Annotated in this window: 24 protein-coding genes and 1 tRNA gene; 12 read left to right on the top strand and 13 right to left on the bottom strand. The window is 65.1% G+C overall.

Going from position 1 to position 26,125, the window contains the following annotated elements:
* Positions 1-58: 58 nt before the first annotated feature.
* Positions 59-2,119 carry a hypothetical protein gene (locus ASG20_RS04315; protein WP_156364008.1) on the bottom strand — a complete coding sequence of 687 codons (2,061 nt, stop codon included), beginning with the start codon at positions 2,117-2,119 and terminating at the stop codon, positions 59-61.
* A gap of 47 nt (positions 2,120-2,166) precedes the next feature.
* A tRNA-Pro gene (locus ASG20_RS04310) sits at positions 2,167-2,243 on the bottom strand.
* A gap of 213 nt (positions 2,244-2,456) precedes the next feature.
* Between ASG20_RS04310 and ASG20_RS04305 the strand changes: the two genes are divergently transcribed.
* The 8 genes from ASG20_RS04305 (at position 2,457) to mazG (ending at position 10,280) form a co-directional block, all read left to right on the top strand.
* Positions 2,457-3,473 (top strand): lytic murein transglycosylase, encoded by a 1,017-nt coding sequence (locus ASG20_RS04305; protein ID WP_056050424.1) that lies wholly within the window; start codon positions 2,457-2,459, stop codon positions 3,471-3,473.
* Positions 3,474-3,573: 100 nt separating this feature from the next.
* The gene (locus ASG20_RS04300) at positions 3,574-4,737 is read left to right on the top strand and encodes a D-alanyl-D-alanine carboxypeptidase family protein (protein WP_056048937.1); all 1,164 of its coding nucleotides are present in this window, start codon (positions 3,574-3,576) and stop codon (positions 4,735-4,737) included.
* A 28-nt stretch (positions 4,738-4,765) separates the two neighbouring features.
* Positions 4,766-5,743: an AAA family ATPase gene (locus tag ASG20_RS04295; RefSeq protein ID WP_056048934.1), complete on the top strand. Its 978-nt coding sequence runs from the start codon at positions 4,766-4,768 to the stop codon at positions 5,741-5,743.
* A gap of 50 nt (positions 5,744-5,793) precedes the next feature.
* Complete coding sequence (metG, locus tag ASG20_RS04290) at positions 5,794-7,341, top strand: methionine--tRNA ligase (RefSeq protein WP_056048931.1); 1,548 nt, start codon at positions 5,794-5,796, stop codon at positions 7,339-7,341.
* Entirely contained in the window at positions 7,341-8,132 is a 792-nt protein-coding gene (locus tag ASG20_RS04285; protein WP_056048928.1) for a TatD family hydrolase, read from the top strand. Before metG ends, ASG20_RS04285 begins: the two co-directional genes overlap by 1 nt.
* Positions 8,129-8,893, top strand: a complete 765-nt coding sequence (locus tag ASG20_RS04280; RefSeq protein WP_056048925.1) for an MBL fold metallo-hydrolase — start codon at positions 8,129-8,131, stop codon at positions 8,891-8,893. Before ASG20_RS04285 ends, ASG20_RS04280 begins: the two co-directional genes overlap by 4 nt.
* Positions 8,890-9,477, top strand: a complete 588-nt coding sequence (locus ASG20_RS04275; RefSeq protein WP_056048922.1) for a retropepsin-like aspartic protease family protein — start codon at positions 8,890-8,892, stop codon at positions 9,475-9,477. The genes ASG20_RS04280 and ASG20_RS04275 overlap by 4 nt, the downstream gene beginning before the upstream one ends.
* Before the next feature lie 68 nt (positions 9,478-9,545).
* Positions 9,546-10,280, top strand: coding sequence for a nucleoside triphosphate pyrophosphohydrolase (gene mazG / locus ASG20_RS04270; protein WP_082470816.1), 735 nt, complete (start codon positions 9,546-9,548; stop codon positions 10,278-10,280).
* On the opposite strand, the gene hflX is transcribed toward mazG, so the two are convergent.
* The 7 genes from hflX to dusB form a co-directional block, all read right to left on the bottom strand.
* A complete protein-coding gene (gene hflX, locus ASG20_RS04265; RefSeq protein WP_056048916.1) occupies positions 10,261-11,553 on the bottom strand; it encodes a GTPase HflX in 1,293 nt (430 codons plus the stop codon). The genes mazG and hflX overlap by 20 nt on opposite strands.
* The gene (gene hfq / locus ASG20_RS04260) at positions 11,550-12,116 is read right to left on the bottom strand and encodes an RNA chaperone Hfq (RefSeq protein WP_082444118.1); all 567 of its coding nucleotides are present in this window, start codon (positions 12,114-12,116) and stop codon (positions 11,550-11,552) included. The genes hflX and hfq overlap by 4 nt, the downstream gene beginning before the upstream one ends.
* Before the next feature lie 88 nt (positions 12,117-12,204).
* Positions 12,205-13,581 carry a nitrogen assimilation response regulator NtrX gene (ntrX, locus tag ASG20_RS04255; RefSeq protein WP_056048911.1) on the bottom strand — a complete coding sequence of 459 codons (1,377 nt, stop codon included), beginning with the start codon at positions 13,579-13,581 and terminating at the stop codon, positions 12,205-12,207.
* 4 nt (positions 13,582-13,585) lie between these two features.
* Positions 13,586-15,832 (bottom strand): sensor histidine kinase, encoded by a 2,247-nt coding sequence (locus ASG20_RS04250; RefSeq protein WP_082470723.1) that lies wholly within the window; start codon positions 15,830-15,832, stop codon positions 13,586-13,588.
* Between the two features lie 72 nt (positions 15,833-15,904).
* Positions 15,905-17,329, bottom strand: coding sequence for a nitrogen regulation protein NR(I) (gene ntrC / locus ASG20_RS04245; protein ID WP_056048908.1), 1,425 nt, complete (start codon positions 17,327-17,329; stop codon positions 15,905-15,907).
* Entirely contained in the window at positions 17,326-18,390 is a 1,065-nt protein-coding gene (locus ASG20_RS04240) for a two-component system sensor histidine kinase NtrB (RefSeq protein ID WP_056048906.1), read from the bottom strand. The genes ntrC and ASG20_RS04240 overlap by 4 nt, the downstream gene beginning before the upstream one ends.
* Positions 18,377-19,375 (bottom strand): tRNA dihydrouridine synthase DusB, encoded by a 999-nt coding sequence (gene dusB, locus ASG20_RS04235; RefSeq protein WP_056048903.1) that lies wholly within the window; start codon positions 19,373-19,375, stop codon positions 18,377-18,379. Before dusB ends, ASG20_RS04240 begins: the two co-directional genes overlap by 14 nt.
* Positions 19,376-19,466: 91 nt before the next feature.
* Between dusB and ASG20_RS04230 the strand changes: the two genes are divergently transcribed.
* The 3 genes from ASG20_RS04230 to ASG20_RS04220 are packed head-to-tail and all read left to right on the top strand — an operon-like array spanning position 19,467 to position 21,651.
* The gene (locus tag ASG20_RS04230; protein WP_056048900.1) at positions 19,467-20,615 is read left to right on the top strand and encodes a bifunctional 2-C-methyl-D-erythritol 4-phosphate cytidylyltransferase/2-C-methyl-D-erythritol 2,4-cyclodiphosphate synthase; all 1,149 of its coding nucleotides are present in this window, start codon (positions 19,467-19,469) and stop codon (positions 20,613-20,615) included.
* Positions 20,612-21,136, top strand: a complete 525-nt coding sequence (locus ASG20_RS04225) for a hypothetical protein (RefSeq protein WP_056048898.1) — start codon at positions 20,612-20,614, stop codon at positions 21,134-21,136. The genes ASG20_RS04230 and ASG20_RS04225 overlap by 4 nt, the downstream gene beginning before the upstream one ends.
* Positions 21,136-21,651 (top strand): CinA family protein, encoded by a 516-nt coding sequence (locus ASG20_RS04220; RefSeq protein ID WP_056048893.1) that lies wholly within the window; start codon positions 21,136-21,138, stop codon positions 21,649-21,651. Before ASG20_RS04225 ends, ASG20_RS04220 begins: the two co-directional genes overlap by 1 nt.
* Here the strand turns inward: ASG20_RS04220 and ASG20_RS04215 are convergent.
* Both ASG20_RS04215 and lipA read right to left on the bottom strand, forming a co-directional pair.
* Complete coding sequence (locus ASG20_RS04215) at positions 21,597-22,070, bottom strand: type II toxin-antitoxin system RatA family toxin (protein WP_056048888.1); 474 nt, start codon at positions 22,068-22,070, stop codon at positions 21,597-21,599. The two genes, ASG20_RS04220 and ASG20_RS04215, sit on opposite strands and share 55 nt — an antisense overlap.
* A complete protein-coding gene (gene lipA, locus ASG20_RS04210; RefSeq protein WP_056048885.1) occupies positions 22,070-22,996 on the bottom strand; it encodes a lipoyl synthase in 927 nt (308 codons plus the stop codon). The genes ASG20_RS04215 and lipA overlap by 1 nt, the downstream gene beginning before the upstream one ends.
* Before the next feature lie 174 nt (positions 22,997-23,170).
* Here lipA and ASG20_RS04205 point away from each other — a divergent pair, with 174 nt between their 5' ends.
* A complete protein-coding gene (locus ASG20_RS04205; protein ID WP_056048883.1) occupies positions 23,171-23,812 on the top strand; it encodes a carbonic anhydrase in 642 nt (213 codons plus the stop codon).
* A gap of 4 nt (positions 23,813-23,816) precedes the next feature.
* On the opposite strand, the gene ASG20_RS04200 is transcribed toward ASG20_RS04205, so the two are convergent.
* Positions 23,817-24,593: a polyphosphate kinase 2 family protein gene (locus ASG20_RS04200; RefSeq protein ID WP_056048880.1), complete on the bottom strand. Its 777-nt coding sequence runs from the start codon at positions 24,591-24,593 to the stop codon at positions 23,817-23,819.
* Positions 24,590-25,996 carry an APC family permease gene (locus tag ASG20_RS04195; protein WP_082470722.1) on the bottom strand — a complete coding sequence of 469 codons (1,407 nt, stop codon included), beginning with the start codon at positions 25,994-25,996 and terminating at the stop codon, positions 24,590-24,592. Before ASG20_RS04195 ends, ASG20_RS04200 begins: the two co-directional genes overlap by 4 nt.
* Positions 25,997-26,125: the final 129 nt, after the last annotated feature.

Genomic DNA, 26,125 nt, shown 5'->3' with positions numbered 1-26,125 from the left:
TGCTGCTGTGTTTCGCCAAGTTCGACGAGCCGCGCAACCGCCAGATAGCGGCGGATCTTTAAGCAGTTGGGCTGAGACGTAATGTTGATGCACGACTCCGATGCCTTAGTCGATGAACCGGTCTGATGTTGATTGGATGGCTCGGTTGGATATGCGCGGTAATGGGCGTCAATAGCTGTAGTGCCTCGAGCTTGATAGAAAGCTCTGCCTCCTCGTCATAGGTGCGCGCGGTTTCCGTTTCGCCTTCATGGCCAAACAGATCGCAGCGGACTTCACTGGCGACGCGACCTTTCATCATTGTCGTTGCCAAGCCGCGGTAACTATGCACGTCTTTGTCCTTCCAGGCACCGCCAGCGCGGTGGCGCCATGGCGTGCCTTTGGGGAATGCCCAATCGCGCAGTGGTTCGAAGATGGACTTGTAGAACGTCCCGGCAAAAGTGGTCGATTTCGGTGACTTCATTTCCGGGAACAGCAGCGTGCAACCCGCTGCTCGCAATTGCGTCACGTAATCGATGAACCCGAGGCGGATCAGTTCGGGATGGATCGGTAGCCTACGGATCGATTGAATATTCTTGAGTGCGCGATCTTCGGTATATTCGATCCGGAAGTAGGGGATCGGCTCCAGTTCGTGCACCTCCGCCAGTCCCAGTCCGGCGAGTTCCGAACTGCGGCCGCCATACAAGGGCAGCATGAGCGGCATCCAATACCAGGCGTCGTGAATGATCTCGGTGCCCGGTTTCAGGCGGCGGTCGATCCCTGCCGCGCCTGTCCAAACCGGTGCGGACAAAAGCTTGGCGACCTCCTGTATCGTCCAATTGGCTCGCTTGTCGCGATCTCGTTTTTTCGCCTTGCGCGATGTCTTGCCTATGCCGGCTCGTGCCACCGTGAAAGAAAGCGGCTTCGCCGGCCGATGGGCTTCCGGATCGTCATCCTCGCCTGCCGCATGGGCGAGAACGGCCGTGACCCATGTCAGGTGCTTGTTGATGGTCGCTTGGCTGATGCCGATATCGGCCGGTGGCATGGTTGCCGCCCGCATCAAGCTGGCAGCGATGCCGCCGGCTTGCTCTTCGCGGGTGCGGCCCCAGCGATTCGGCAACGACCGACACAGGGTCGTGAAAGAGCGGACGTGCGACTGCTCCAAGTCTTCGATGTAGATGCCGCTGCCGCAGGCATGATCGAACAGCCGCAATGCTGTGCGCACCTGCTTCATCGAGTCCGCGTCCCAGGCGCCGGCTTTCTGATAGGCCGTGACGCATTCCTCGGCCGCGTCGAGCAGGCGCTTCTTCGGGCGCTTCAGAGCCGGTGATGGGGGCGCCTCATTAATGTCGACAGCTTCCCGTGCCGTCGGCGCGGATTGCTCTGGGTTCAATGCAGTCGACGAAACGGGTCGTCGCTCGGCTTGTTCGAAGGCGAATGGCGTATCATCGACCAATGCCTCGTCGATCCATTGCGCCATGTCGTCGTCGCCAACGGGGAGGCGGGCAGTTGCCTCGCGGCATGCCGACGCACGAGCCGAGCAGATCGTCCGCGCCATCCGCGCGAGGTTGTCCCGCGTGGAGGCGATGCCGAATGCCTCACTGTAGCTGTCGAGCTGCGCCTTCGAAACCGGATTACCGTTCTGAAGATCGAACACGAGATCCGCCACTGCCTTCGCGCGCTCCTCGCTCCAGCCGGCATTGATCAATCGGTCATGCTCGTCTGGTGTCCAGCGTGCTTCGACGCCCTTGTGCCCAAGGAATGCCCAGGCTTCGGCATAGATGGAATTGATCGTGGCGTGATCTTCCGACCGGGCGGGGCTGCCGACCTGATCCTGCTCGATACGCTGCAACTGCCAGCGCAGGGCATCGCTGAAAACCCGCTTCAGCTGATCGGGGGTCAGCCCCGTCGATTGACCATAGGCCACACGCAAACTTTCGACCGTCGCACCAAGTCTGTCTGCCATACACCGGGCGCGTTGATAATTCCCTGTGCCGAGCGACAGGGATAGCGGCACCGCCGCGCCGGCCACGGTAATCTTCCTGCGCCAGTGATAGCTGCCACCGCGCAGCTTGAGGTTCGGCAGTCCCAATCCATCGCCCCCAATGGGTACAACGATGGGTACAGTCGTGGGTACAACCATTCCCGATCGCCATGTTGGCGACGAGAAATCAAATACTTAGCGGATGATGGTCGGGGAGACAGGATTCGAACCTGCGACCCCCTGGTCCCAAACCAGGTGCGCTACCAGCCTGCGCCACTCCCCGACGGCGCTGCGGTTAGGCGTAGTCGGCGGGATGCGCAAGCGCGTTATGATCTTTGTGTGACACGCCGGTGGCGGATCGCGCAGGGATTGCGCAGGCGGGGGATCCGGGTGCGCGAGGCTGAACGTGTCGATCGCGCGACGATACGAGGTTCCGATCACGATCTCGCTGTGGCACAGCCGGCCAATGGGTGGCTCATCGACAGCAGCGGCGCGGATGCGCAGGATTTTCATCGGCCTCATCGCTATGATGGCGGGGAGCAGCCCCGCGCTGGCGCAGGACGATGCCGGGTTCCAGGCGTATATGACAACGCTTCGCCAGCAGGCGCTGGCTGACGGCGTGAGCGCGCGGACCGCCGCCGCGGTGTTTCCCACGCTGACGCTAAACCAGCGGGTGATCGATCTCGACCGCCAGCAGCCGGGTGCCGCGAACCCCAGCGCGGTGCCCGCGTTTGCGCCCTATCGGATCCAGCACGTCGATGCGGCGCGGATCGCGCGTGGTCGCCAGAACTATCTCGCACAACGCTCGCGGTTGCAGCGGATCGAACAGACGACGGGGGTGCCCGAATCGATCATGGTCGCGATCTGGGGGCATGAGACGAATTACGGCAGCTATACCGGCAATTTCGATCTGCTGCGGTCGCTCGCCAGTCTCGCCTATGAGGGGCGGCGCCGGTCGCTGTTCGCGGGCGAGTTCATCGCTGGCCTGAAAATGCTCGATCGCGGCGTGACGCGCGACCAGTTGAAGGGAAGCTGGGCGGGCGCGACCGGCAATCCGCAGTTCCTGCCGTCGATCTATCTGCGGCTGGCGCGCGACGGCGATGGCGACGGGCGCGCCGACATCTGGAACAGTCCGGCGGATACGCTGGCCTCGATCGGCAATTACTTCGTCGATGCCGGCTGGCGTGCAGGCCAGCCTTGGGGTGTCGCGGTCACTGTGCCCGCCGGGTTCGACCGGTCGGAAGTCCGCAATCGGCTCGTCTCGCCGCGCTGCCCGCGCGTGTTCGAGCGGCATAGCGGCTGGCGGACGATCGCCGAATGGCGCGCGCTGGGGATCTCGCCGCAAGGTCGCAGCCTGCCCGCCGACAGCGTTATGGCGACGCTGCTCGAGCCGGACGGGCAGGGGGCGACCGCGTATCTGCTGACCAGCAACTACCGCGTGATCCTCGATTACAACTGCTCGAATTTCTACGCGCTGTCGGTCGGGCTGCTCGCCGACGCGGTCGAACGCTAGGAATTTGGCCGCAACGGAGACGTGACGCGGTCGCCGGGCGCGGCTATGACCTGCATCACATCCTGCCCACGGACTGCCCCTTTTGCTCACGGAATACCCCATGAAGAAGCTGATCGTCGCACCGCTCGTCGCCATCGCGCTGGCGCACCCGTCCATTGCCGCTGCGCCGCAGTTCCAGACCGCTGCGCCGATCGCGTATATGGAGGACCTGTCGTCGGGCGCGGTCCTGTTCGCGCGTGACGCCGACCGTCGCATGCCGCCGGCGTCGATGGCCAAGATGATGACGGTTTATGTCGCGTTCGACATGGTCAAGAAGGGCGAGTTGAAGCTCGACCAGATGATGCCGGTACGCCCGGAGACCTGGGCGAAATGGCATGGTCCGTCCGCGGGTTCGACGATGTTCCTGTCGTCGGGTGAGAACGTCAGCGTCGCCAACCTGCTGTACGGGATCGTCACGCTGTCGGGCAACGACGCGTGCATCGTGCTCGCCGAGGGCATCTCGGGGTCGGAGCAGGCGTTCACCGAGCGGATGAACCGCAAGGCCGCCGAACTCGGCCTCAAGGACAGCCATTTCGGCACCGCCAACGGCTGGCCCGACAACGGCGTCACCTATGTCACCGCGCATGATCTGGCGCAGCTCGCCGCGGCGACGATCACCAACTACCCCGATCTCTACAAGCAATTTTATTCGAAGCGCGATTTCACCTGGGGCAAGACGATGGGCGGCAGCGCCATCACCCAGGCGAACCGCGATCCGATCCTCGGCCGCGTGGCCGGTGCCGATGGCCTCAAGACCGGGCACACCGATGAGGCTGGTTATGGCTTCACCGGATCCGCGATCCAGAACGGTCGCCGCCTGGTGATGGTCGTCGCCGGCCTGACGAGCGCCGGCCAGCGCGCCGAAGAGTCGGTTCGGTTCATGGAATGGGGCTTCCGCGCCTGGCAGTCGAAGCCGATCGTCGCGAAGGGCAAGAAGATCGAGACTGCCGCGGTCCAGATGGGCGACAGCTCGTCGGTCGGGCTCGTCGCGCCCAAGGCGCTGACCGTGACGCTGCCCGCCGGCACCTCGCCGACCATGACCGCCAAAGTGGTCTATGAAGGTCCGATCAAGGCGCCGATCAAGGCCGGCCAGCATATCGCCGATCTCGTCGTGACGACGTCCGACGGTCTGCAGCAGACGATGCCGCTGGTCGCCGAGAAGGATGTCGCGGTTGCGGGCTTCTTCGGTCGCGCATGGGCAGGACTGACCGGCTTCTTCGGCTGATGACCCCGGCGCCGACGACGTTGCCGGCATGACGCCGATCATCGGCAACACCGCCGCGCAGGCTGCCTTCATGGCGGCGATGCGCGGCGGTTCGCTGCATCACGCCTGGCTGATCGCCGGACCGCAGGGCGTCGGCAAGGCGAGTTTCGCACGCGCCGCAGCCATGCGGATGCTGGCGGACGCGGCTGACCCGGATGGCGGCTCGACCGATCTTGCGGTTCCCGAGGCAAACAGGACGCGGTCGCTCATGGAGGCGGGGTCGCATCCCGACTTCCGCGTGCTGGCGCGCCTGCCGAAGGATCCGGAGAAGCCCGACCAGGATCTCGCCCGCAGCATCACGATCGCCCAGGTCCGCACGCTGCAACCATTGTTCGCGACCACGCCGTCGATGAGCCCCCGCCGCGTGGTCGTGATCGATGCGATCGACGATCTGGAGCGGGGCGGGGCGAATGCGCTGCTCAAGAACCTCGAGGAACCACCCGCGGGGACGATCTTCCTACTCGTCAGCCATGCGCCGGGCCGATTGCTCCCCACGATCCGCTCGCGCTGTCGTCTGCTGCGGTTCGAGGCGCTCTCGGACGGCGAGGTCGCGACTGCGATCCGGACGTTGCAGCCCGACGCGGACGAGAGCGAGGTCGCTGCACTGGTTCGTGCCAGCGACGGCGCACCCGGTCGCGCGCTCCGCTATGCCGGGCTCGACATCGCCGCGATCGACGATGCCATCGCCGCGATCGCGCAGGACGGCGACCGCGACAATGGACGCCGGCTGAAGCTGGCCAAGGCTCTGGGGCTCAAGACCGCGCAACCCCGCTACGAGGCGTTCCTCGATCGTGCGCCCGCATTCATCGCCGACGCCGCACGGACCCGGTCGGGACCCGCGCTGCGATCCGCGCTCGACGCACACACCGCGGCACGCGAACTATCAGGCGCCGCGATCGGCCTGTCTCTCGATGCGCAGGCCACCGTGTTCGAGATGGCGGGGATCGTCGCGACATTGCGCCACTGATCCGCCCGCGCAGGCTTCACCTGATCGGGGCGATGCTCTAGGAGCGCGGCATGGCCGACCCTTTCTATATCACCACCGCGATCCACTATCCTAATGGCCGTCCGCATATCGGCCACGCGTACGAGATGATCGCCGCCGATGCGATCGCGCGCTTTCAGCGCCAGGCCGGGCGTGACGTCCTGTTCCAGACCGGCACCGACGAGCATGGTCTGAAGATGGTCCAGGCCGCGCGTGACCGCGATATTCCCGTGCGCGAACTCGCCAACGAAATGTCGTCGTATTTCCATGAGATGGCCGACCTTCTTGGCATCTCGTATGACCGTTTCATCCGCACCGTCGACGAGGATCATTACGCCGCGAGCGCCGCGATCTGGCAGGCGATGGCGGACGCAGGCGATCTGTATCTCGACCGCTACGAAGGCTGGTATTCGGTCCGCGACGAAGCGTTCTACGATGAGTCAGAGCTGACCGGGGAGGGCGACGATCGCCGCTCGCCGCAAGGCACGCCGGTCGAATGGACCGCGGAGGAGACCTGGTTCTTCCGCCTGTCGAAATATCAGCAGCCCTTGCTCGATCTCTTCGCCGCCAACCCCGACTTCATCCGCCCCGAAAGCCGTCGCAACGAGGTGATGCGCTTCGTCGAGGGTGGCCTGAAGGATCTGTCCGTCTCGCGGACCAGCTTCGACTGGGGCGTGCCGGTGCCGGGCAGCCCCGGCCACGTCATGTACGTGTGGGTCGATGCGCTTACCAATTACCTGACCGGGATCGGCTATCCCGACATGACCGGTGACAAGGCGAAATACTGGCCGGCGGATATCCATCTGATCGGCAAGGACATCGTCCGCTTCCACGCGGTCTATTGGCCCGCGTTCCTGCTGTCGGCGGGCATTCCGTTGCCCAAGAGCGTGTTCGGCCACGGCTTCCTTCTCACGCGGGGCGAGAAGATGTCGAAGTCCGTCGGCAACGTCGTCGATCCGATGGCGCTGGCAGATGCTTTCGGCGTCGATGCGCTGCGCTATTTCTTCCTTCGCGACGTGAGCTTCGGCCAGGACGGCAGCTACTCGCCCGAGGCGATCGTGACCCGCGTCAACGCCGAGCTGGCGAACAGCTTCGGCAACCTTGCGCAGCGGACATTGTCGTTCATCGCCAAGAACTTGGGCGGCGAGTTTCCCACGGCTGGTAGGGTCGAAGATGCCGACGGGATGTTGATCGAGGAGGTCGTCGTCGCCTGTGCGGGGTTCAAGTCGGGCTTCACCGATCTCGCGCTGTCGCAGGGCATCGAGGCGTGGATGCGCGGCGTCTTCGCGTGCAACCAGTATATCGACGCGCAGGCACCCTGGGCGCTGCGCAAGACCGATCCCGAGCGGATGAACGCGGTTCTGCGTACGCTGGTCCGCGCGATCCGCATGCTCGCGATCGCGGTCCTGCCGGTAGTACCGGACTCCGCTGGGAAAGTGCTCGAGCAGATCGGCGCGACCGAGCGCGACCATGCCGCGATAGACGACGACGGCTGGTATGATCGTGTGGCTGCTTCCGACTTCCGGATCGCACCGCCGGCGCCCGTATTCCCGCGTCTCGAACTGCCTGCGGAGGCCTGATGCTCGCCGACAGCCATTGCCACCTGAACTACAAGGGCCTCGTCGAGGACCAGCAGGCGGTGCTCGCACGCGCACGCGCGCGCGGCGTCACGGCGATGCTCAACATCTCGACGCGCGAGAGCGAATGGGACGATATCGTCGCCACCGCCGAGCGCGAGCCTGACGTCTGGGCGACGATCGGCATCCATCCGAACGAGGCTGACGTGTATCCCGACGTGGACGCCGCCAAGCTGATCGAGCGCGCACGGCATCCCCGCGTCGTCGGTCTCGGCGAAAGCGGCCTCGACTATTTCCGCGATACCTCGGACCATGCCCGCCAGCAGGCGAGCTTCCGCGCGCACATCGCCGCGTCGCGAGAGACTGGCCTGCCGATCGTCGTTCATACGCGCGATGCCGAGGACGATACCGCGGCGATCATGGCCGAGGAGATGGGGAAGGGGGCCTATCCCGGCGTCATCCACTGCTTCACAGCGAGCGGAGCTTTCGCGGACAAGGCATTGGATTTGGGGCTTTATATCTCGATCTCGGGGATCGTGACGTTCAAGAACGCGCGGGACCTTCAGGAGACCGCCGCACGCCTGCCGATCGAACGACTACTGATCGAGACGGACGCGCCGTTCCTCGCGCCGGTGCCGCATCGGGGCAAGACCGGCGAACCTGGCTTCGTTGCCGACACCGCGGCGTTTCTTGCCAACCTTCGCGGCGAAAATGTCGAGGAACTGTCGCGCCGTACGGCCGAGAACTTCCACACGCTGTTCGGCAAGACGCGGGTGTCAGGGGCAGCGGCATGAAGATCACGATCCTCGGCTCCGGCACATCCTCCGGCGTGCCGAGGATCGGCAACGACTGGGGCGAATGCGATCCGACCGAGCCGCGCAACCGGCGCAGCCGTGCGTCCGCTATCGTAGAGCATGACGGTACGCGGATCCTGATCGACACAAGTCCCGACATGCGCGAGCAATTGCTGGCCGCGGATATCGACCGGGTCGATGCGGTGATCTGGACGCACGATCACGCCGATCATTGCCACGGTATCGACGATCTACGCCAACTTTTCCACGCAGCCGGAGAGCCCGTTCGTGGCTACGCCCGGCCGTTCACGCTTGCAGCGCTGGACGCGCGCTTTACCTATGCTTTCCACGGTCGCCCTGGCTATCCGCCGACGATCGCCGCCGAAGTTCTGCCCGATCGGTTGACGATCGGCGGGATCGATATTTCCGTGACCGACCAGCCGCACGGTAGTATTAATGCCGCCGGCCTGCGGTTCGAGGCAGCCGGAATCTCGATCGGATACGCAACCGATTTCAACCTGATGACCGACGACATGGCCAGCCTGTATCAGGATCTGGACATCTGGGTAGTCGACGCACTCCGCCGGAGACCGCATCCAACGCACATGGAACTTCCCGCCGTGCTTGCTTGGGTGGAGCGCCTGACGCCGAAGCGGACCGCGTTGATCCATATGGACAACACGATGGATTATGTGACGTTGCGTCACGAACTGCCGGCCGGCGTCGAGCCTGGCTATGACGGCCTGATCCTGACCGCATGACCGATGATCGCGCAGCCCAGTTTGCGCTGTATGCGGTCATGTTGATCCTGCCGCTGTCGGCCTTGGTCGCGCGCCGACTGCCGTTGAAGCCGGTGCTGAAGATGGCGCTGGCGTGGGTCGCGATCTTCGCGGTTGGCCTGCTGATCGCGAGCCAGCGGGATCGGCTGTCTGGCTTGAGGACCATGTTTTCCGATCAGCAGGTCAGCGGAACCGAAACTCGGATTCGCATGGCGGAAGACGGGCATTTCTGGGCCGATGTCGATATCGACGGTGTCCGTCGCCGGATGCTGATCGATAGTGGTGCGACGACGACCGCCTTGTCGTCCGCTACGGCCAAGGCCACCAGCCTGGATAGCGACGAAAGCCCGTTTCCAGCGATCATTGAGACCGCCAACGGTACGGTATCGGCGCGCACCGCGACCGCCAAGAGCGTGACGATCGGCACGATCACCGCCACCAACCTCGGCATCGTCACGTCGCCGGCGTTTGGCGAGACCGACGTGATCGGCATGAACTTCCTGTCGAGGCTGGGATCGTGGCGGGTCGAGAATGCCACGCTCGTTCTTACGCCAAACAAGCAATAGATTTTACATAATGTATATTATCGATCTCACGTTATGCGTTAGATCGCGCGCTATCAATGGAGTCCTTGATGATCGAACGGCTCGTTTCCATCATGGCGCGACTGCGTCATCCGGTCGAAGGTTGCGAATGGGATCGCGTTCAGACGTGGTCGACCATCGCGCCTTACACGATCGAGGAAGCCTATGAGGTCGCGGACGCGATCGCGCGCGATGACCCGGCGGACCTCAAGGACGAACTCGGCGACCTGTTGCTCCAAGTGGTGTTCCACAGCCGTATCGCCGAGGAGTCCGGCGCGTTCACCTTGGCTGATGTCGTTGCCGCTATCAGCGACAAGATGGAGCGTCGTCACCCTCACATATTCGGCGACGCAACCTCCTCGCCAGGTTGGGAAAAGATCAAGGCCGCCGAGCGCGCGGAGAAGTCCGATCACAGCGCTCTCGCCGGCGTGGCGATCGGACTGCCGGCTCTGGCTCGTGCAGAAAAACTACAGAAGCGTGCCGCCCGTGTCGGGTTCGACTGGCCGGATGCGGCTGGGCCTCTCGCCAAGGTTGTCGAGGAAATAGAAGAGGTTCGCGAGGCCGGCTTAGACACGGTAGAAGAGGAAATCGGCGATCTACTGTTTGCCGTGACCAACTGGGCACGGCATCTCGGTGTCGATCCCGAAGCCGCGCTCAGGGCCGGCAACGCCAAGTTCGAAGCACGTTTCCGGGCAATAGAGGCCGATGGCGGCGACGCGTTCGCCGCCATGACGCTCGATCAGAAGGAAGCGCTATGGCAGGCGGTCAAGCATCGCGGCGGCTGAATCGGTCGTAGTCGGTCTCGGACAACCGGACATCGTAGGTCGTATCGAGCTCGTCGCTGACGCTGCCCAGCACTTCGCCGTGCGCATGGAGCCACGCCGCCCCCGCTCCGTCGCTGGCCTCGATCGTGATGCTATAGCGTCGGTGGGCGCCGGTGAGCTTCGCCGCCACCTGCTCGATGAGGTGCTGGACCCCTTCCCCGCTCAGCGCGGAGATCGCCACGACGTCGTCACGATGCGCTGCCTGCCCGGCGATCTCGTCGTGTGTGTCGGCATCGAGAAGATCGAGCTTGTTCCATACTTCGAAGCGCGGCGTGTTTTCATCGACGCCGATCTCCGCGAGCACGGTCCCGACGTCGGTGCGCTGCGCCTCGGTGTCCGGATGCGCAATATCGCGGATGTGCACGAGCAGGTCCGCCGACACCACCTCTTCCAGCGTCGCCTTGAACGCCGCGACCAATTGGGTCGGCAGATCGGACACGAAGCCTACCGTGTCGGACAGGATAGCCTTGTCGATGCCGGGGAGCTGGATCTGCCGTAGCGTCGGATCGAGCGTTGCGAACAACAGGTCTTCCGCCATGACATCGGCGCCGGTCAGTCGATTGAACAGCGTCGATTTGCCAGCATTGGTGTACCCGACCAGAGCGATGACCGGCCATGGCGCTCGCTGACGGCGTTCGCGGTGCAGGCCACGCGTGCGACTGACCTGCTCCAGCTCGCGCTTGAGCCGGGCCATGCGGTCGCGGATCAGGCGACGATCCGCCTCGATCTGCGTTTCGCCCGGGCCACCGAGGAAGCCGAAGCCGCCCCGCTGACGCTCGAGATGCGTCCAACTGCGGACCAGACGCCCCGCCTGATAATCGAGATGCGCGAGCTCGACCTGCAATCGGCCTTCGGCGGTCGCCGCGCGCTCGCCGAAGATCTCGAGGATCAGTCCGGTCCGGTCGATGACCTTGGTTTCGAGCGCTTTTTCCAGATTGCGCTGCTGGATCGGAGTAAGGCTCGCATCGAACACGACGAGCCCCGCCTCCTCCATGCGCACCTGCGTGGCGAGCAGTTCGACCTGCCCACTACCGATCAGCGTTGCAGGTTTAGGCTGGCGCACACGATAGGCGATCCGCTCGACGACCTCGACGCCGATCGCCCCGGCAAGCCCGGCAGTCTCCTCCAGACGCGCATCGACATCACGCGACGCGTTACCCTGGTCGGGTAGCACGACGATCGCCCGCGTACCGCGGGTGAACTCGTCCCGATCGCGTTCGAACCCGCTACTCAATCGTCACCGTCCGCGTCATCTTCGTCATCCGTGTCGGTGGGCTCTTCGGCGAGATTCAGCGGGCGCGCCGGCTGGATCGTCGAGACCGCGTGCTTATAGACGAGCTGCGCCATGCCCTCGCGCTGGAGCAGCATGCAGAACAGGTCGAAGCCTGCGATCTGGCCCTGCAGCATGACGCCGTTGATCAGGAACATCGTCACGCTGTCTTCGGATTTGCGCACGGCGTTGAGGAAGATATCCTGCAACAACGGGTGCTTCTTCTGGCTTTCTCCCACCGCGTCGACGATTGCCGACACGTCCATGGGGCCGGCTGGCATGATCGTCGAGATCGCATGCTTGTAGATCAACTGCGACTGGCCATCGCGGCGGAGCAGAACGGAAAAATTATCGAACCACGTGACGATGCCCTGGAGCTTCACGCCCTTGACGAGGAACATGGTGACCGGCGTCTTGGAGCGCCGGAGTGCGTTCAGAAACAGATCCTGAAGCGAGCCTGGTTTTTCGGCCAATGGGATAACCCTTTGTTTTTGGCGGGACTTTGCCCGCGAGGCGCTGTTTCCCAGCGTCGGAGATGCACCCGGTTACCGGGCGCCTTGTGTGATCTATGATCGATGCGGCCATAGTTCCAGAGGACGGCGAAATTACGGCGCTCTATTCGTCGCGTGTTTCGGTGATCCCGAGCAGTTTCAGTTTCCGGTGCAAAGCCGATCGCTCCATGCCGATGAAGCTGGCTGTGCGCGAGATGTTGCCCGAAAACCGCCGAATCTGGACACGCAAATATTCGCGCTCGAACGTCTCGCGCGCCTCGCGCAGCGGCGATCCCATGATCGCGGTCGATCCCGCCGACCCAATGTCGCCTTGGTCGCCGAGCACTTCCGCCGGCAACAGGTCGAGATCGATCCGGCCGATCCGGTCGCCCGGCGCGAGGATGATCGTGCGTTCGACGACGTTGCGCAACTGCCGGACGTTGCCGGGCCAGTCGTACGACTGCAACGCGACCATCGCATCGGGCGCGATCTCCGGCGTCGGGACGCGGCGTTCGGACGCGTAATGCGCAATGAAATGCTGGACGAGCGCCGGGATGTCCTCGCGGCGGTCGGACAGCGGCGGGATCGTAACCGGCACGACGTTGAGGCGGTAATAGAGGTCTTCGCGAAAACGCCCCTCCGCGATCTCGAACACGAGATCGCGCGCTGTGGCCGATACGACGCGAACGTCGACCTTCACCACCCGCGTGCCGCCGACCCGCGTGAAAGCCTGATCGGTGAGCGCACGGAGGATACGCGCCTGGGTCGCAATCGGCATGTCGGCGATCTCATCGAGGAACAGCGTCCCGCCATGCGCCTGTTCGAACAGACCAGGGCGGACCAGATCGCCCGCCTCCTCGACGCCGAACAGCTCCTCGTCCATCCGCTCGGGCGTCATCCGCGCTGCACTGACGATGATGAACGGCGCGTCGGTGCGCAGACTCCAGCCGTGCAGCAGTCGCGCAGCGACTTCCTTGCCGACGCCAGCCGCCCCCATGATCAGGACGCGGCTACCGGTCGACGCCACGCGCTTCAAGGTCGCGCGAACCCCGTTGATCGAGCCCGAATTGCCGGTCAGATCGGTCTCGCGGCCGACTGTCGCACGCAGCGAGGCGACTTCACGGCGGAGGCGTTCCGTCTCGGTCGCGCGCGCGACCATGATGAGCAGGCGTTCGGCCTCGAACGGCTTTTCGATGAAGTCGGAGGCGCCTCGGCGGATGGCGGCGACAGCGGTGTCTAGATTGCCGTGACCCGAGATGACGAGGACCGGGATCGACGGGTCGCGACGCTTGATCTCGTCGAGCAGTTCGAGCCCGTCTAGCCGCGAGCCTTGCAGCCATACGTCGAGCAGCACGAGCGACGGACGACGCGCGGCGATCGCCTCCAGCGCGGAGTCGCTGTCGCCAGCGTCGCGCGTTTCATAGCCTTCGTCCTCGAGGACCCCTGCCACGAGTTCGCGAATGTCACGTTCGTCGTCCACGACGAGAATATCGAGCGCCATCAAATCATATCCGGTTGCGGGTCATCGTGGCGAGCTGGCCCTCCCCTGCCAACTCGGGTGCCGATGCCCCTTGGTCGAGCGCGTCCAGCGCCTTGGCGTCGAAGGTCATGGTGACGATTGTACCGCCACCGGGCCGATCGGAAAAGCCGATCGTACCACAATGCTCCTCGATGATCTTCTTGACGATGGCAAGCCCGAGCCCCGTCCCCCGGGCCCGGGTCGTCACATAGGGTTCCATGATCCGGTCGCGATCCGGCGGCAGACCGATGCCGGTATCCGCCACCGCGATGCTGACGCTGCGGCCTGGATCCTGGCTGAGCGTCATGGTGACCGAGCCACCGGATTCGCCACGCGCTTCGACGGCTTCCACCGCGTTCTTGACGATGTTGGTGAGCGCCTGACCGATCTGACGACGGTCGCAAACCAGCGCCAGACCCGGGTCGTCGTTGACCAAATGGAAGCCGATCGCGGGGTGCGCCACCTCGTGCAGAAACAGCGCCTGCCGCGCGGCATCGACCAGCGATTCCTCGCGGAACACGGGCTTGGGCATCCGCGCGAACGAGGAGAACTCGTCGACCATCCGGCGGAGATCGCCGACCTGGCGGATGATCGTGTCGGTCAGCCGCGAGAACGTACCGTCCTGCATCTCGGCCTTGGCACCGTAGCGACGCTGAAGGCGTTCGGCGGCAAGCTGGATCGGCGTCAGCGGGTTCTTGATCTCGTGCGCGATCCGTCGCGCGACATCGGACCATGCCGCGCGACGCTGATCAAGCAACTGCTGCGTGATGTCGTCGAACGTCAGGATTGGGCCGGTGGTCGGTCGCGCGATCCGCACGGCAAGTGTCCGCATATCGCCCGCCGGCCCGACTTCGACGATCGCCTCCCGGTCGCCGCTGTCGAGCATCGCATCGAGTTCGGGCGCGACATCGACCAGTCGGCGACCGACCAGGCTATCCGTCCCGACGACCGTCGCCAGCAATCCCGTGGCGGAATCGTTCGCGATCGTGATCGTCCGATCGCGGCTCGTCGCGACGACGCCGGCCGAGACGCCCGCCATCACCGCCTCGATCAACGCGCGGCGGTTCTCCAGCTGACCGTTTGCGGTGACGAGCTCGGTATTCTGTTCTTCCAGCCGCCCCGTCATCTGGTTGAACGCGTTGGCCAGCGTGCCGACCTCGTCGCGACTGCGCGGGTCCGGCACGCGTGCGGTCAGGTCGCCCTCGGCAACCCGGCGCGCCGCATCGACCAGTTCGCCGACCGGCCGCACCAGACGATCCGCCACCGCCAGCGCGATCCAGACCGCAACGCCGACGATCAGCAGTGAAATCAGCAGCAGCGCGGCGTTGAACCGCAATTGCAAGCTGCGGGCCCGTGCGAGCAACGATCGATAACTCGTCAGCACCTCGTTCGCGCGCGTGGTCTGCTCGGACAGCGATTTGGTATCCTCGACGCGGCCCGCGTAGAGGAACAGCTCGTCCGACCCCGGCAGCATCGTGATCGTCTGGATGCGATCGCCGGTGACCGCGACGACCGCGCTCTTGCCCGATCGCAGTTCGGCGATCGCCGAGGGCGTGACCCGACGCGTGAAGTCGATCTCGTACGGATTGACGATCGCCAGCGTCTGGATGCCACGCTGCGGCGACAGCTTGAACAACGCGGCTTCCGAGAGACTCCGATAATAGACCTGCTGGAGGAACCAGCCGGAGAAGTCGGGGCTTTGGAGCGAGCGCTCGCGGAGATAGGCGGACATGTCGCTCGCCATCGTCACGGTCGCTTCCTGCCACCGGTTGAGCTGGCGGGCGTAGGACGACTGGGCGAGGCCGGTCGCGTTCTCGAGCATCCCGCGCGCCTGATCCGAATACCAGAATTGCACGCCATACTGGAACAGCAGCGACGCGAAGATCGTGACGAGCAGCATCGGCACCGCGGCGACGATAGAAAACAGGGCCACCAGCCGAACATGGAGACGCCCGCCGCCACCAACGGGCGACCGAGCCGCGCGGCGCATGGCGACACGGCGGCCGAGCAACATCAGGAGCGCGATGCCGGGGACGAGATTCGCGACCAGCAGCAACGCGACGAGCGGGGGAGCAAGAAGACGCTGCGGCGCGTCCGTCCCGGTGATCGTGAAGTAGCTCGCGACGCCGATCGCAACCGCCACGGCCACGACCAGCCCCTCGATCGCGGGCGTCACGGCAAACCGGGTCGGAAGCCCGTCTTCATCCATAGGTAGCGCCGCGGAAGCGATCATCGATGCCCCGATACAACGTCAACCGTTGCCTTTAAACCACATAATGACTGGAAGATTGCCGTTTCGGTGCAATCAGGCGACCGATTCACCGCCGAGATCGATCCCCAGCGTGTCGAGCCGCTTGCGGAGCGTATTCCGATTGATCCCCAGCGCGCGGGCCGCGCGGAGCTGATTCTGGCCGTGGCGCGCGAGCATCACCTCGATCAACGGCCGTTCGACTTCGCCGATCACGCGGTCGTACAGGGTGCCATCGTCAAGCGCAGCGGGATCCTGGCGTGCGATCCGCTCGATCATCGCGCGAACCGCCTGCGCGATGTCGATATCGGGCGCCTCGCTCGCACCGACCTGCGTGCCGAGCATCGTCCGGATCGCCTCGGCGTCGATCACTTCGTCGCGCGCAAGAACCGCGAGACGGCGCATAAGATTTTCGAGCTCGCGGACGTTGCCGGGCCAGGCATGCGCACCGAGCGCGGTGATCGCGTCGGTGGCAAGCTGACGACGCGGCAATCCCTGGGTCGCGGCGTGATCGAGGAAGTGGCGCGCGAGCAAGGCGATGTCCTGCCGCCGTTCGCGTAGCGCGGGCAGCGCGATCGGCACGACGTTGAGGCGGTAGAATAAGTCTTCGCGGAACTGGCTGGTCGCAACCTGCGCGGACAAGTCGCGATTGGTGGCGGCGACGATGCGGACGTCGACGCGGATCGTCCGCGCGCCGCCGACGCTGGTGAACTCGCCCGACTGGAGCACGCGGAGGAGGCGGGTCTGTGCCTCCATCGGCATGTCGCCGATCTCGTCGAGGAACAGCGTGCCACCCGACGCCTGCTCGAACCGGCCGGCATTACGCGTCGCCGCGCCGGTGAAGGCGCCGCGTTCGTGCCCGAACAGCTCGGCCTCGATCAGTTCGCGCGGGATCGCAGCCATGTTGATCGCGACAAACGGGGCTGCGCTACGCGGGCCCAGATCGTGGATCGCGCGCGCGACGAGTTCCTTGCCGGTGCCCGATTCGCCCGAGATCAGCACGGTCAGGTCGTTCGAGACCACGCGCGCGATGATCCGGTACACGTCCTGCATCGCCGCCGAGCGACCGATTAGTGGGAGCGCCCGGTCCTCGTCATGGAGCGCGTCCTCCGACACCATGCCGCCGCGGGCAAGTGCGCCCGTCACGGCGCTCGTGAGGACGTCGAGATCGAACGGCTTGGGGAGGTATTCGTACGCGCCCACCTCTGCCGCGCGGACCGCGGTGGTCAGAGTGTTCTGTGCCGAGAGGACGATGATCGGCAGCAGCGGGAAGCGCGCGGCGACGCTGCGGACGTGATCGATGCCGTCGCCGTCGGGGAGGATGACGTCGGTGATGAGGACGTCGGGCAGAGACACGGCGAGCGCGAGTTCGAGTTGCGCGAGACTGTCGGCGACGGCGACGTCGTGGCCTGCGCGACGGAGGGCCTGCGCGACGACGGTGCGGATGGCGGCGTCGTCATCGACGACCAGGACGGTGCTCATGATGCCGCTCTCGGTAGTAACAGGCGAAGGACGGTCATTTCCGGCGTACCTTCCCGGGCGTATTGGACGATGCCGCCCATGTCTCGGGTGAGCTTGTCGACGAGCGCGAGACCGAGCCCCTGCCCTTCGCGACGGCCCGAAACGAACGGATCGAACAGGTGATCGGCGATATCGACGGGCGCGCCGGGGCCATTGTCGAAGATGCAGATCTCGATCGGCAGCGGCACGCGCGGCTTGCCCGGCGCGGCGCTGACGGTGATGCCATGGCGATAGGCGGTCGTCATCACCATCCGCGGTTCGCGTTCGTTTCTAACGGCTTCGCGCGCGTTCTTGAGCAGGTTTATGACGATCTGGAGCAGGGCGTCGCGGTTGATCTGCGCCGGCGGGAGCGAAGGATCGAAGCGTTCCTCGATCGTGATACCGCGCGCAAACCCGGCAAGGGCAAGCCGGCGGGCATGACCGAGCAGCGGATAGATGTTCTCGCTGGCGAGCGGCAGCGGCCGCGTGTCGCTGAAGTCCTGCATGCGGTCGATCAGCGCGGCAATGCGGTCGACCTCGGTGACGATCAGCGTCGTAAGTTCGCCCGCGCCGAGCAACTGCGCGGCACCGCGGATGCCGGATAGCGGGTTCTTGATCTCGTGCGCCAGCATCGCAGCCGCACCGACCGCCGCCCTTGCTCCGGCCGCGCGGTCGACCGAATGCCCCAGTCGCCGAGATGTTGCCGACGCATGGAGCGTGATCGCACGCCAGCCGGGATAGTCCGCAATCTGCGTTTCGGCGAAATCGACGCGGATCTTCACGCCGCGTGCGGTCGATATCTCGGTGTCGTATACGGCCAGGCCGTGCCCATCGCGGTTACGCGGATCGTCGGGCGGCGGGATGATCGCATCGAGCGGTTGGCCGATCATCAACCGCTCGGAGAGGTTCAGCAATTGCTCCGCGAGTGCATTGGCGTGCGCGACGCGGTGGTCTGGATCGACGACGACGACCGCGACCGGCAGTGCGGCGAACAGCTCCGCAAAGCCTGGCCGCCCCCGGGATTGCGTGTCAGGCCGCTGCAAGTTCGCGCCAGGGAGCGTAGAACTCGGCGAGCATCGCCTTGACCTGCTTGGGATCGGGGACCTGGTTGACCTTGTTGCGGAACTCGGCCGAACCGGGCAGCCCCTTGGTGTACCAGCCGATATGTTTCCGCGCCATGTTGACGCCAGTCTCGATCCCGTAATGTTCGAGCATCGCCTCGTAATGGCCTGCGATCGCGTCATATTGCTCGGTGATCGACGGGTCTTCGATCCGGCGGCCGGTAGCGAACCACTCCATCACCTGGCCGAGCACCCACGGGCGGCCGTAGCTGCCCCGACCGATCATCAGGCCATCCGCGCCGGACTGGTCCATTGCGGCTTCGGCGTCCTCGATTCCGCAGATATCCCCGTTGACGATCACCGGGACCGTGACCGCGTCCTTGACCTTGCGGACGAAGCCCCAGTCGGCGCTGCCCTTGTACATCTGGTTGCGTGTGCGGCCGTGGACGGTGATCAGCTTGATGCCGAGGTCTTCCGCGATCCGCGCGAGGTCGGGCGCGTTCAGGCTGTCGTGGCACCAGCCCATACGCATCTTGAGCGTCACGGGGACGTCGACGGCCTTGACCGTCGCCTCGATGATCGCGCTGGCGAGCTTGGTGTCGCGCATCAGCGCCGATCCTGCATCGCCATTGACGACTTTCCGCACGGGGCAGCCCATGTTGATGTCGATGATCGCGGCGCCGCGATCCTGGCTGAGCTTGGCGGCCTCACCCATCTCGTAGGGGGTGCAGCCGATCAGCTGCATCGACACCGGTTCCTCGAGCCGGTCCCATGCCGCCTTCTGCAACGACTGGCGCGTCTCGCGGATCGCGGCCTGGCTCGCCACCATCTCGGTGACGTTGAGGCCAGAGCCATAGCGTCGCACCAGCGTGCGGAACGGCATGTCGGTGACGCCGGTCATCGGCGCGAGCACGACGGGGCTCTCGATCCGGACGGGACCGATCTGGATAGGGGCAAGGTTGCGCATGGATGTGCCTGAAAAAGAGGCATCCCCCTACCCTACCCTGCCAATTCAGGCAAGGCTGGCGAGTGCACGGACGACGCGCTAGGTGGCAGACATGGCATCAGCACAGCGTATCGTCGCGATCATCGTCGCCGCCGGAACTGGCGCGCGCGCGGGTGGATCAGTTCCCAAGCAGTTCGCGCTGATCGCCGGTCAGCCTATGATCGCCTATTCCTATGAGGCGTTCGCGACGCATCCAGCGATCGCCGAGACGATCGTCGTCGTCGCGGAGGGTCAGCAAGGCTTGGCGACCGCCGCGTTGGGGACTGCGGCGATCGTCGTTGGTGGGACGACGCGACGCGCCTCGGTCACCAACGGGCTCGCGGCGGTCGGCGACGCGACACACGTATTGATCCACGATGCAGCCCGCCCGTTCCTGTCGCATGCGGTCATCGATTCGCTTGTCGCCGCCTTGAAGACCCGGGACGCGGCCATTCCGGTCCTCCCGGTGACCGATACGCTGGCCCGCGGCAGCGTCCTGCTCGGCGACATCGTGCCGCGCGCGGATCTCAACCGCGTGCAGACTCCGCAGGCGTTTGCCGTGGAGGCACTGCGCGCCGCGCATGCCGTCTGGCCGGTGGACGAAGAGGCGACTGACGACGCGCAGATGGTGCGACGGCTTGGCGTCGGCGTCGCGTTGGTGCAGGGCTCGGCGATGCTCGAGAAAGTCACGCACTCCGAAGATTTCGCGGCCGCCGAAGCGCGTGTCGCCTACGAAACCCGCACCGCGATGGGGTTCGACGTCCACCGCCTCGAAACCGGCGAAGAGCTCTGGCTCGGCGGCGTCCTGATCCCGCACGACAAGGGCCTGTCGGGGCATAGCGACGCCGACGTCGCGCTTCACGCGCTGACCGACGCGCTGCTCGGCACGATCGCGGCGGGCGATATCGGTACGCATTTCCCGCCGAGCGACCCGCAGTGGAAGGGCGCCGACTCCGCGCAGTTCCTCCAGCACGCCGCCAAGCTGATCGCCGACAAGCGCGGTCGGATCGATTTCGTCGACCTGACGATCATGTGCGAGGCGCCGAAGATCGGCCCGCATCGTGCATCGATGACCGCGCGGATCGCCGATTTGCTCGGGCTCACGCTCGACCGGGTCAGCGTCAAGGCGACAACGACCGAACGGCTCGGCTTCACCGGGCGCGGTGAGGGTATCGCCGCGCAGGCGGTTGCGACCATTCGCTTGCCCGGATCGCCGCTTTGAAGATCGCCGCCGCGTTTGCCGTGATTGCACTCCTTGCCAGCCCGGCGGTCGCGCAACAGCGCTGCATCACCGGACCCGAGGCCGAGTCGCTTACGCTTGTCGCGATGCCCGATATCCTCCGCGAAACCGGACGCGTCTGTGCGGCGCAGCTTCCCGCCAGAAGTCTCATCCGGTCGCAGTCGAGTGCGCTGATCGATCGCTATCAGGTCGAGTCCGACCGAGCCTGGCCCGCGGCGCGCGCGGCGATCGTCAAGCTCAGCGATCCTGCCGTCGACGCGCTGCTCGATTCGGAGTTTGCGCGGCCGCTGCTGACGACGTTGCTGGTGCCGCAGATCGTCGGGCGGATCGCGACGCGCGATTGCGGGACGATCGACCGGATGGTGACGCTGCTCCAGCCCTTGCCACCGCGCAACACCGCGGGCATCGTCGTCGAGACGTTGCGGTACCTCAAATCCCAGAAGTCGCGCAGCGGTGATATCGCCGCGGTGGCGATGCTGCTCTGCCCGGTGGAGACTCGCTGATGGATACGATCCTTCCCGCCGAACTGGTCGACGCCGCCCGCAAAGTGGTCGAGCAGAACCGCGCGATCGGCCGCCGAGTCGCGGTCGCCGAGAGCTGCACCGGCGGGCTGGTCGCTGCCGCATTGACCGAGATCCCTGGTTCGTCGGACGTGTTCGAGGTCGGTTTCGTCACCTACTCGAACGCCGCCAAGCTCGGCGTGCTGAAGATCAGTTCGGATGTGCTCGAAACGTTCGGCGCGGTCTCGATCGCGGTCGCGTGGAGCATGGCGCAGGCTGCGCTCAAGCAGTCGGGCGCCGACATCGCGGTGGCGATCACGGGCGTTGCAGGGCCCGGTGGCGGTTCGCTCAAGAAGCCGGTCGGCACGGTGGTGTTCGGTCGCGCCGAAAAGGGCCGTGACCCGTCCGATGTCCACGCCGATCGCAAGGACTTCGGCGATCTCGGTCGTGGCGGGATCCGGCTTCAGGCCGCGTTGTGCGCGCTCGAACTGTTGTTGCCGGACGCGTCGGCGCCGTAAAGCTCGGCGGCGCGGGTCTCGAACGCCCCTATCATCTTCCGCAGTGCAGCGCCGAATACCTGCCCGGCGATCATCTCGAACATTCGGTTCTTGAACGCGAAGTCGACGGTGAAGTCGACCGCGCAGCCTTGCGGCTCTGGCCGGAAATGCCATTCGTTGCGCAGATACTTGAGTGGGCCATCGACGTAATCGACGTTGAGTTCGCTGGGCCGGACCTTCTGCACGCGCGACGTGAACGTCTCGCGCAGGCCCTTGAAGCCGACGATCATGTCGGCGAGCGTCTCCGTATCGCTGTTCGAGCGCACCCGCATCGCGCTGACCCAGGGCAGGAATTCAGCATAGCGACCGACATCGGCCACCAAGTCGAACATCTGCTCAGGCGTGTAGGGCAAATGGCGCGTTTCCGAATGCTTCGGCATCAGATGCGCGCGACGCCCAGCTTGGCATCGCGGTTCGCGCGCAACCGCTCGAAGTCGTCACCCGCGTGATAGCTCGACCGGGTCAGCGGCGACGACGCGACCAGCAGGAAGCCCTTGGCGCGCGCGATCGAGGCATAGGCATCGAACGCCTTGGGCGGCACGAACTCGGCGACCTTGGCGTGGCGCGGAGTTGGCTGGAGATACTGGCCCATCGTCAGGAAATCGATGTCGGCGCAGCGCATGTCATCCATCACCTGATGAATCTCGAGACGCTCCTCGCCAAGCCCGAGCATCACGCCCGACTTGGTGAAGATCGACGGATCATGGCGTTTCACGCTCTCTAGCAGCCGCAACGACGCGTAATAGCGCGCACCCGGGCGGATCGTCGGATACAGCCGCGGCACCGTCTCGAGGTTGTGGTTGTAGACGTCGGGTCGCGCCTCGACGATCGACTCGATCGCCGCCTGCGCCTTGTTGCGGAAATCGGGCGTGAGAATCTCGATCGTCGTCGTCGGATTCGACGCGCGGATCGCTTGTATGACCTTCACGAACTGCGATGCGCCACCGTCCGGAAGATCGTCACGATCTACCGAGGTGATGACGATATGGTTGAGCCCCATCTGCGCGGCCGCATCGGCGACGTTCTGCGGTTCCATGCGATCCACCGCGCGCGGCATGCCGGTCTTGACGTTGCAGAACGCGCACGCCCGCGTGCAGGTATCGCCGAGGATCATGACCGTCGCATGCTTCTTTGACCAGCATTCGCCGATGTTCGGGCAGGCCGCCTCTTCGCACACGGTGGTGAGGCTTTTGGACCGCATGAGTTCGCGGGTTTTTGCGAAGCCAGCGGAGGTCGGCGCCTTGACGCGGATCCAGTCGGGCTTGCGCGCACGGACCGGCGCAGCCATCGGGGTCATGTCGTTCATGCACGCCAGATAGCCCCGCCCTGCCGTCGAGACAATGGCGGCAGACACCGTCGGCGGGTTGGAACCATCGGACGAACCGGATAAAATCATGGAACCAGTTTCAACATGACAAGTTTTTCATGTTGCATCGCAAACTGATATGGAAGGCTAACCGTGCCAACTCACTTTCCGGAAATGATCGAAGGCTATCACCGCTTCAAGGACGGCCCCTGGGAAGCGCAGCGCGAGCGCTGGAAGGAACTGCAGGAAGGCCAGAGCCCGAAGGTGATGATCATCGCGTGTTCCGACAGCCGCGTCGAACCCGCGCAAATCTTCGACACGCTCCCCGGCGAGGTGTTCGTCGTCCGCAACGTCGCCAATCTGGTCCCGCCCTACGAGACCGGTGGCGGCCATCACGGCGTGTCGGCGGCCATCGAGTTCGCCGTTACGCAGCTGAAGGTCGAAGAGATCGTCGTGATGGGCCATGAGAAGTGCGGCGGCTGCAAGGCCGCGCTGACGCAGGCCTTTGCCGACGCGGACCATGGCGCTGGCGGCTTCGTGTCTGACTGGGTGAGCTTGCTCGACGGCGCGCGCGAGAAGGTCATCGCCAAGTATGGCGACAGCGACCAGGCGGGCCGTGAGATGGAACTCGAGTCCGTTCGAACCTCGATCGCCAATCTGCGCACCTTCCCGTTCGTCAGAAGGGCCGAGGCCGCCGGCACGCTGGCGCTCCGCGGTGCCTATTTCGGCATCGACAAGGGCCAGATGCTGCTGCTCAACGCGGACGACGAGTTCATCCAGGCCGATGCACCAGAGGCCAAATCCGCGAAAGCCTGACGCGTCAGCGAAGGCCCAACGCCTTCTCCGCCACGCGCTTGACCTTCGGGTCGAGCGGTGGCGGCACCATCGAAACCCCCGCTTCGAAGCGGTCCGCGATCAGCGTCAGCGCGGCGATTCGGGCCGCCTTCTTGTCGTTGCCGTCGATCACCGTCCAGGGCGCGGTCGCGGTATCAGTGCGCGCGAACATCTCGGCCATCGCCTCCAGATACTCCTCGCGGCGCGACCGGTTGTGGAAATCGTCGAGCCCGGTCTTCCAGTGCTTCCACGGATCGTCGAGCCGCGCCTTCAATCGGCGGTCCTGCTCCTTCTGCGTCGTGTGGATGAAAAGCTTGATCAGCGTCGTGCCGCTCTCGACCTGCTGCGCCTCGAACGCATTGATCTCGTCGTATCCGTGGCGCCATTCGGTCTCGCTGGCGAACCCCTCGACGCGCTCGACGAGGACACGGCCGTACCAGCTGCGATCGAACACCGCGATGTTGCCGTTCGCGGGCAGACGGTTCCAGAAGCGCCAGAGGAAATGGTGTGCCTTCTCGTCCGCGGTCGGCGCCGAGATCGGCCAGACCTTGTAGTTGCGCGGGTCCCATTCGGCGGACAGGCGCTGAATGATGCCGCCCTTCCCTGCTGCGTCCCAGCCTTCGAACATCACGATCGCGCTCTTGCCCGCGACGATGTGCGCGACCTGGATATGTTCGAGGCGCTTTTGCAGCGCGGCGAGGTCGTGCTTGTACTTGCCGTCGTATTCGTCGCCGGCTTCGTAATCGGCCAGGTGTATCGTCATGCATCACGCTCCGTCGCAAGGGTCGGGATCTGAACGTTCCAGGCGCCGCGACGACGCAGGACGAACCAATAATAGGCGATCGACAACAGTATCTGTGCAGCCGTCATAAGCAGACCCGGGCGGCCCTCCTCGAGATCGAGCCAGCTCGTCCAGCAGACATAGCCGAGCGCGAGTAGCGTTACGAGCGGAGCGAGTGGGTAGAGCGGCATCTGGTAGTGAGCGTGGCCCGTCTTGCCGGTTCGCCTGCCAACTATCGCTGCGACGCAGATCCCCGCATAGATCGCGACGAGGCCGGTGCCGCTAAGCACGAGCAGCAACTGGAGCGGCAGGAAGCACGCGACGATGCCGAACCCGCCGACCAGCAGTGTGCCGACCCAGGGGGAGCCGAACTTCGGGTGGACCTGCGTCATCCACCGGTCGAGCGGACGGCCCCAGCTTCCGTCGCGCGCGGTGCCGTAGAAGAAGCGCGCGCAGGCGAGGATGCAGGCGATCACCGCGTTGACGATCGCGACGACGACGCCGATCGAGATCCAGTTGGCCGTCGTGGTGCCGCTGCGCAGGGCGACCAGCAGGCCGAACGGGTCGTCGGCGGTGAGCGTGGCGTGGAGATCCGGCGCGCCGACGAGGACCGCGACGATCGGGATGCCCTCGAACAGCAGCGTCAGCGCGAGCGAGGCCATGATCGCGCGCGCGATCAGCCGGGGGGCGTCGAGCATCTCCTCGCCGAAATACACCGCCGCGCCGTAGCCATTGAGCGCAAATATCGCGATCGAGGTGGCGAGGCCGATCGATGCCGCTGACGCGGGGACGAGATTGGCCCCTTGCGGCATTACCGGGTGGAGAAGCAGGTCGCCGATCGGGCGGACGGTATCGGTGAACCCGAGCCAGACGACCGCGAGGATGGCGAGCATTTCGACCAGCAGGAAGAGCCCGGTGAGCCAGGCGTTCACCTTGATCCGGAGGATCGCGACGAGTGTCGACCCTGCGACCACGGCGATCGCGACGGGGATCTGCGGCAGGCCGGGGACCAAAGTGCCGAGCACCGCGCTGACACCGAGGCCTGCGACCGGTGGGAAGAGCAGGTTGTTGAAGACGTTGACGCCGAGCATGACGAACCCCGCCATCGGTCCGAGCGTATGCGCGACCGCGACATACTCGCCGCCCGCTACCGGCCATGCGGAGGAGAGTTCGGCATAGACGAACGCGGTCGCGACGCAGACGAAACCGGCGATCAGCGTTGCCCAGACTGCGCCGGTGCCGGCAACCTGGAGCATGCCAGGGACGATGACGAACACCGACGATGCCGGGGTCGCGACGGAGAGGGTTAGGAACAGGACGCCCGTGACGCCGAGGCTGCGGACGAGGCTTGGCGCAGCCGCCGGTGTCATCTGATCGTCGCGCATGCCAACCCCTTATCGTGCAGGGGTATTTGCACGGTTGAGGGGGTTGAGGAAGCGTAGGTCGTCTTTCCCTCGCCCCTTCGGGGAGAGGGAGGGGCCCGCCCGCGCTTGCGGGTGGGAGGGTGAGGGGAA

It is taken from the genome of Sphingomonas sp. Leaf198 (assembly GCF_001424005.1).
Taxonomy (GTDB): Bacteria; Pseudomonadota; Alphaproteobacteria; order Sphingomonadales; family Sphingomonadaceae; genus Sphingomonas.
This window is presented reverse-complemented; position numbering and strand designations above follow the sequence as displayed.

Coding starts and splice junctions, on each gene's coding strand:
- ASG20_RS04220 (WP_056048893.1), top strand. CDS start 21,136: ATGGATACGATCCTTCCCGCCGAACTGGTCGACGCCGCCCGCAAAGTG.
- ASG20_RS04280 (WP_056048925.1), top strand. CDS start 8,129: ATGAAGATCACGATCCTCGGCTCCGGCACATCCTCCGGCGTGCCGAGG.
- ASG20_RS04275 (WP_056048922.1), top strand. CDS start 8,890: ATGACCGATGATCGCGCAGCCCAGTTTGCGCTGTATGCGGTCATGTTG.
- metG (WP_056048931.1), top strand. CDS start 5,794: ATGGCCGACCCTTTCTATATCACCACCGCGATCCACTATCCTAATGGC.
- ASG20_RS04285 (WP_056048928.1), top strand. CDS start 7,341: ATGCTCGCCGACAGCCATTGCCACCTGAACTACAAGGGCCTCGTCGAG.
- mazG (WP_082470816.1), top strand. CDS start 9,546: ATGATCGAACGGCTCGTTTCCATCATGGCGCGACTGCGTCATCCGGTC.
- ASG20_RS04295 (WP_056048934.1), top strand. CDS start 4,766: ATGACGCCGATCATCGGCAACACCGCCGCGCAGGCTGCCTTCATGGCG.
- ASG20_RS04215 (WP_056048888.1), bottom strand. CDS start 22,070: ATGCCGAAGCATTCGGAAACGCGCCATTTGCCCTACACGCCTGAGCAG.
- ASG20_RS04200 (WP_056048880.1), bottom strand. CDS start 24,593: ATGACGATACACCTGGCCGATTACGAAGCCGGCGACGAATACGACGGC.
- ASG20_RS04205 (WP_056048883.1), top strand. CDS start 23,171: ATGATCGAAGGCTATCACCGCTTCAAGGACGGCCCCTGGGAAGCGCAG.
- ASG20_RS04195 (WP_082470722.1), bottom strand. CDS start 25,996: ATGCGCGACGATCAGATGACACCGGCGGCTGCGCCAAGCCTCGTCCGC.
- dusB (WP_056048903.1), bottom strand. CDS start 19,375: ATGCGCAACCTTGCCCCTATCCAGATCGGTCCCGTCCGGATCGAGAGC.
- ntrX (WP_056048911.1), bottom strand. CDS start 13,581: ATGGCGCTCGATATTCTCGTCGTGGACGACGAACGTGACATTCGCGAA.
- ASG20_RS04230 (WP_056048900.1), top strand. CDS start 19,467: ATGGCATCAGCACAGCGTATCGTCGCGATCATCGTCGCCGCCGGAACT.
- ASG20_RS04250 (WP_082470723.1), bottom strand. CDS start 15,832: ATGATCGCTTCCGCGGCGCTACCTATGGATGAAGACGGGCTTCCGACC.
- ASG20_RS04300 (WP_056048937.1), top strand. CDS start 3,574: ATGAAGAAGCTGATCGTCGCACCGCTCGTCGCCATCGCGCTGGCGCAC.
- ntrC (WP_056048908.1), bottom strand. CDS start 17,329: ATGAGCACCGTCCTGGTCGTCGATGACGACGCCGCCATCCGCACCGTC.
- ASG20_RS04315 (WP_156364008.1), bottom strand. CDS start 2,119: ATGGTTGTACCCACGACTGTACCCATCGTTGTACCCATTGGGGGCGAT.
- ASG20_RS04305 (WP_056050424.1), top strand. CDS start 2,457: ATGCGCAGGATTTTCATCGGCCTCATCGCTATGATGGCGGGGAGCAGC.
- lipA (WP_056048885.1), bottom strand. CDS start 22,996: ATGAACGACATGACCCCGATGGCTGCGCCGGTCCGTGCGCGCAAGCCC.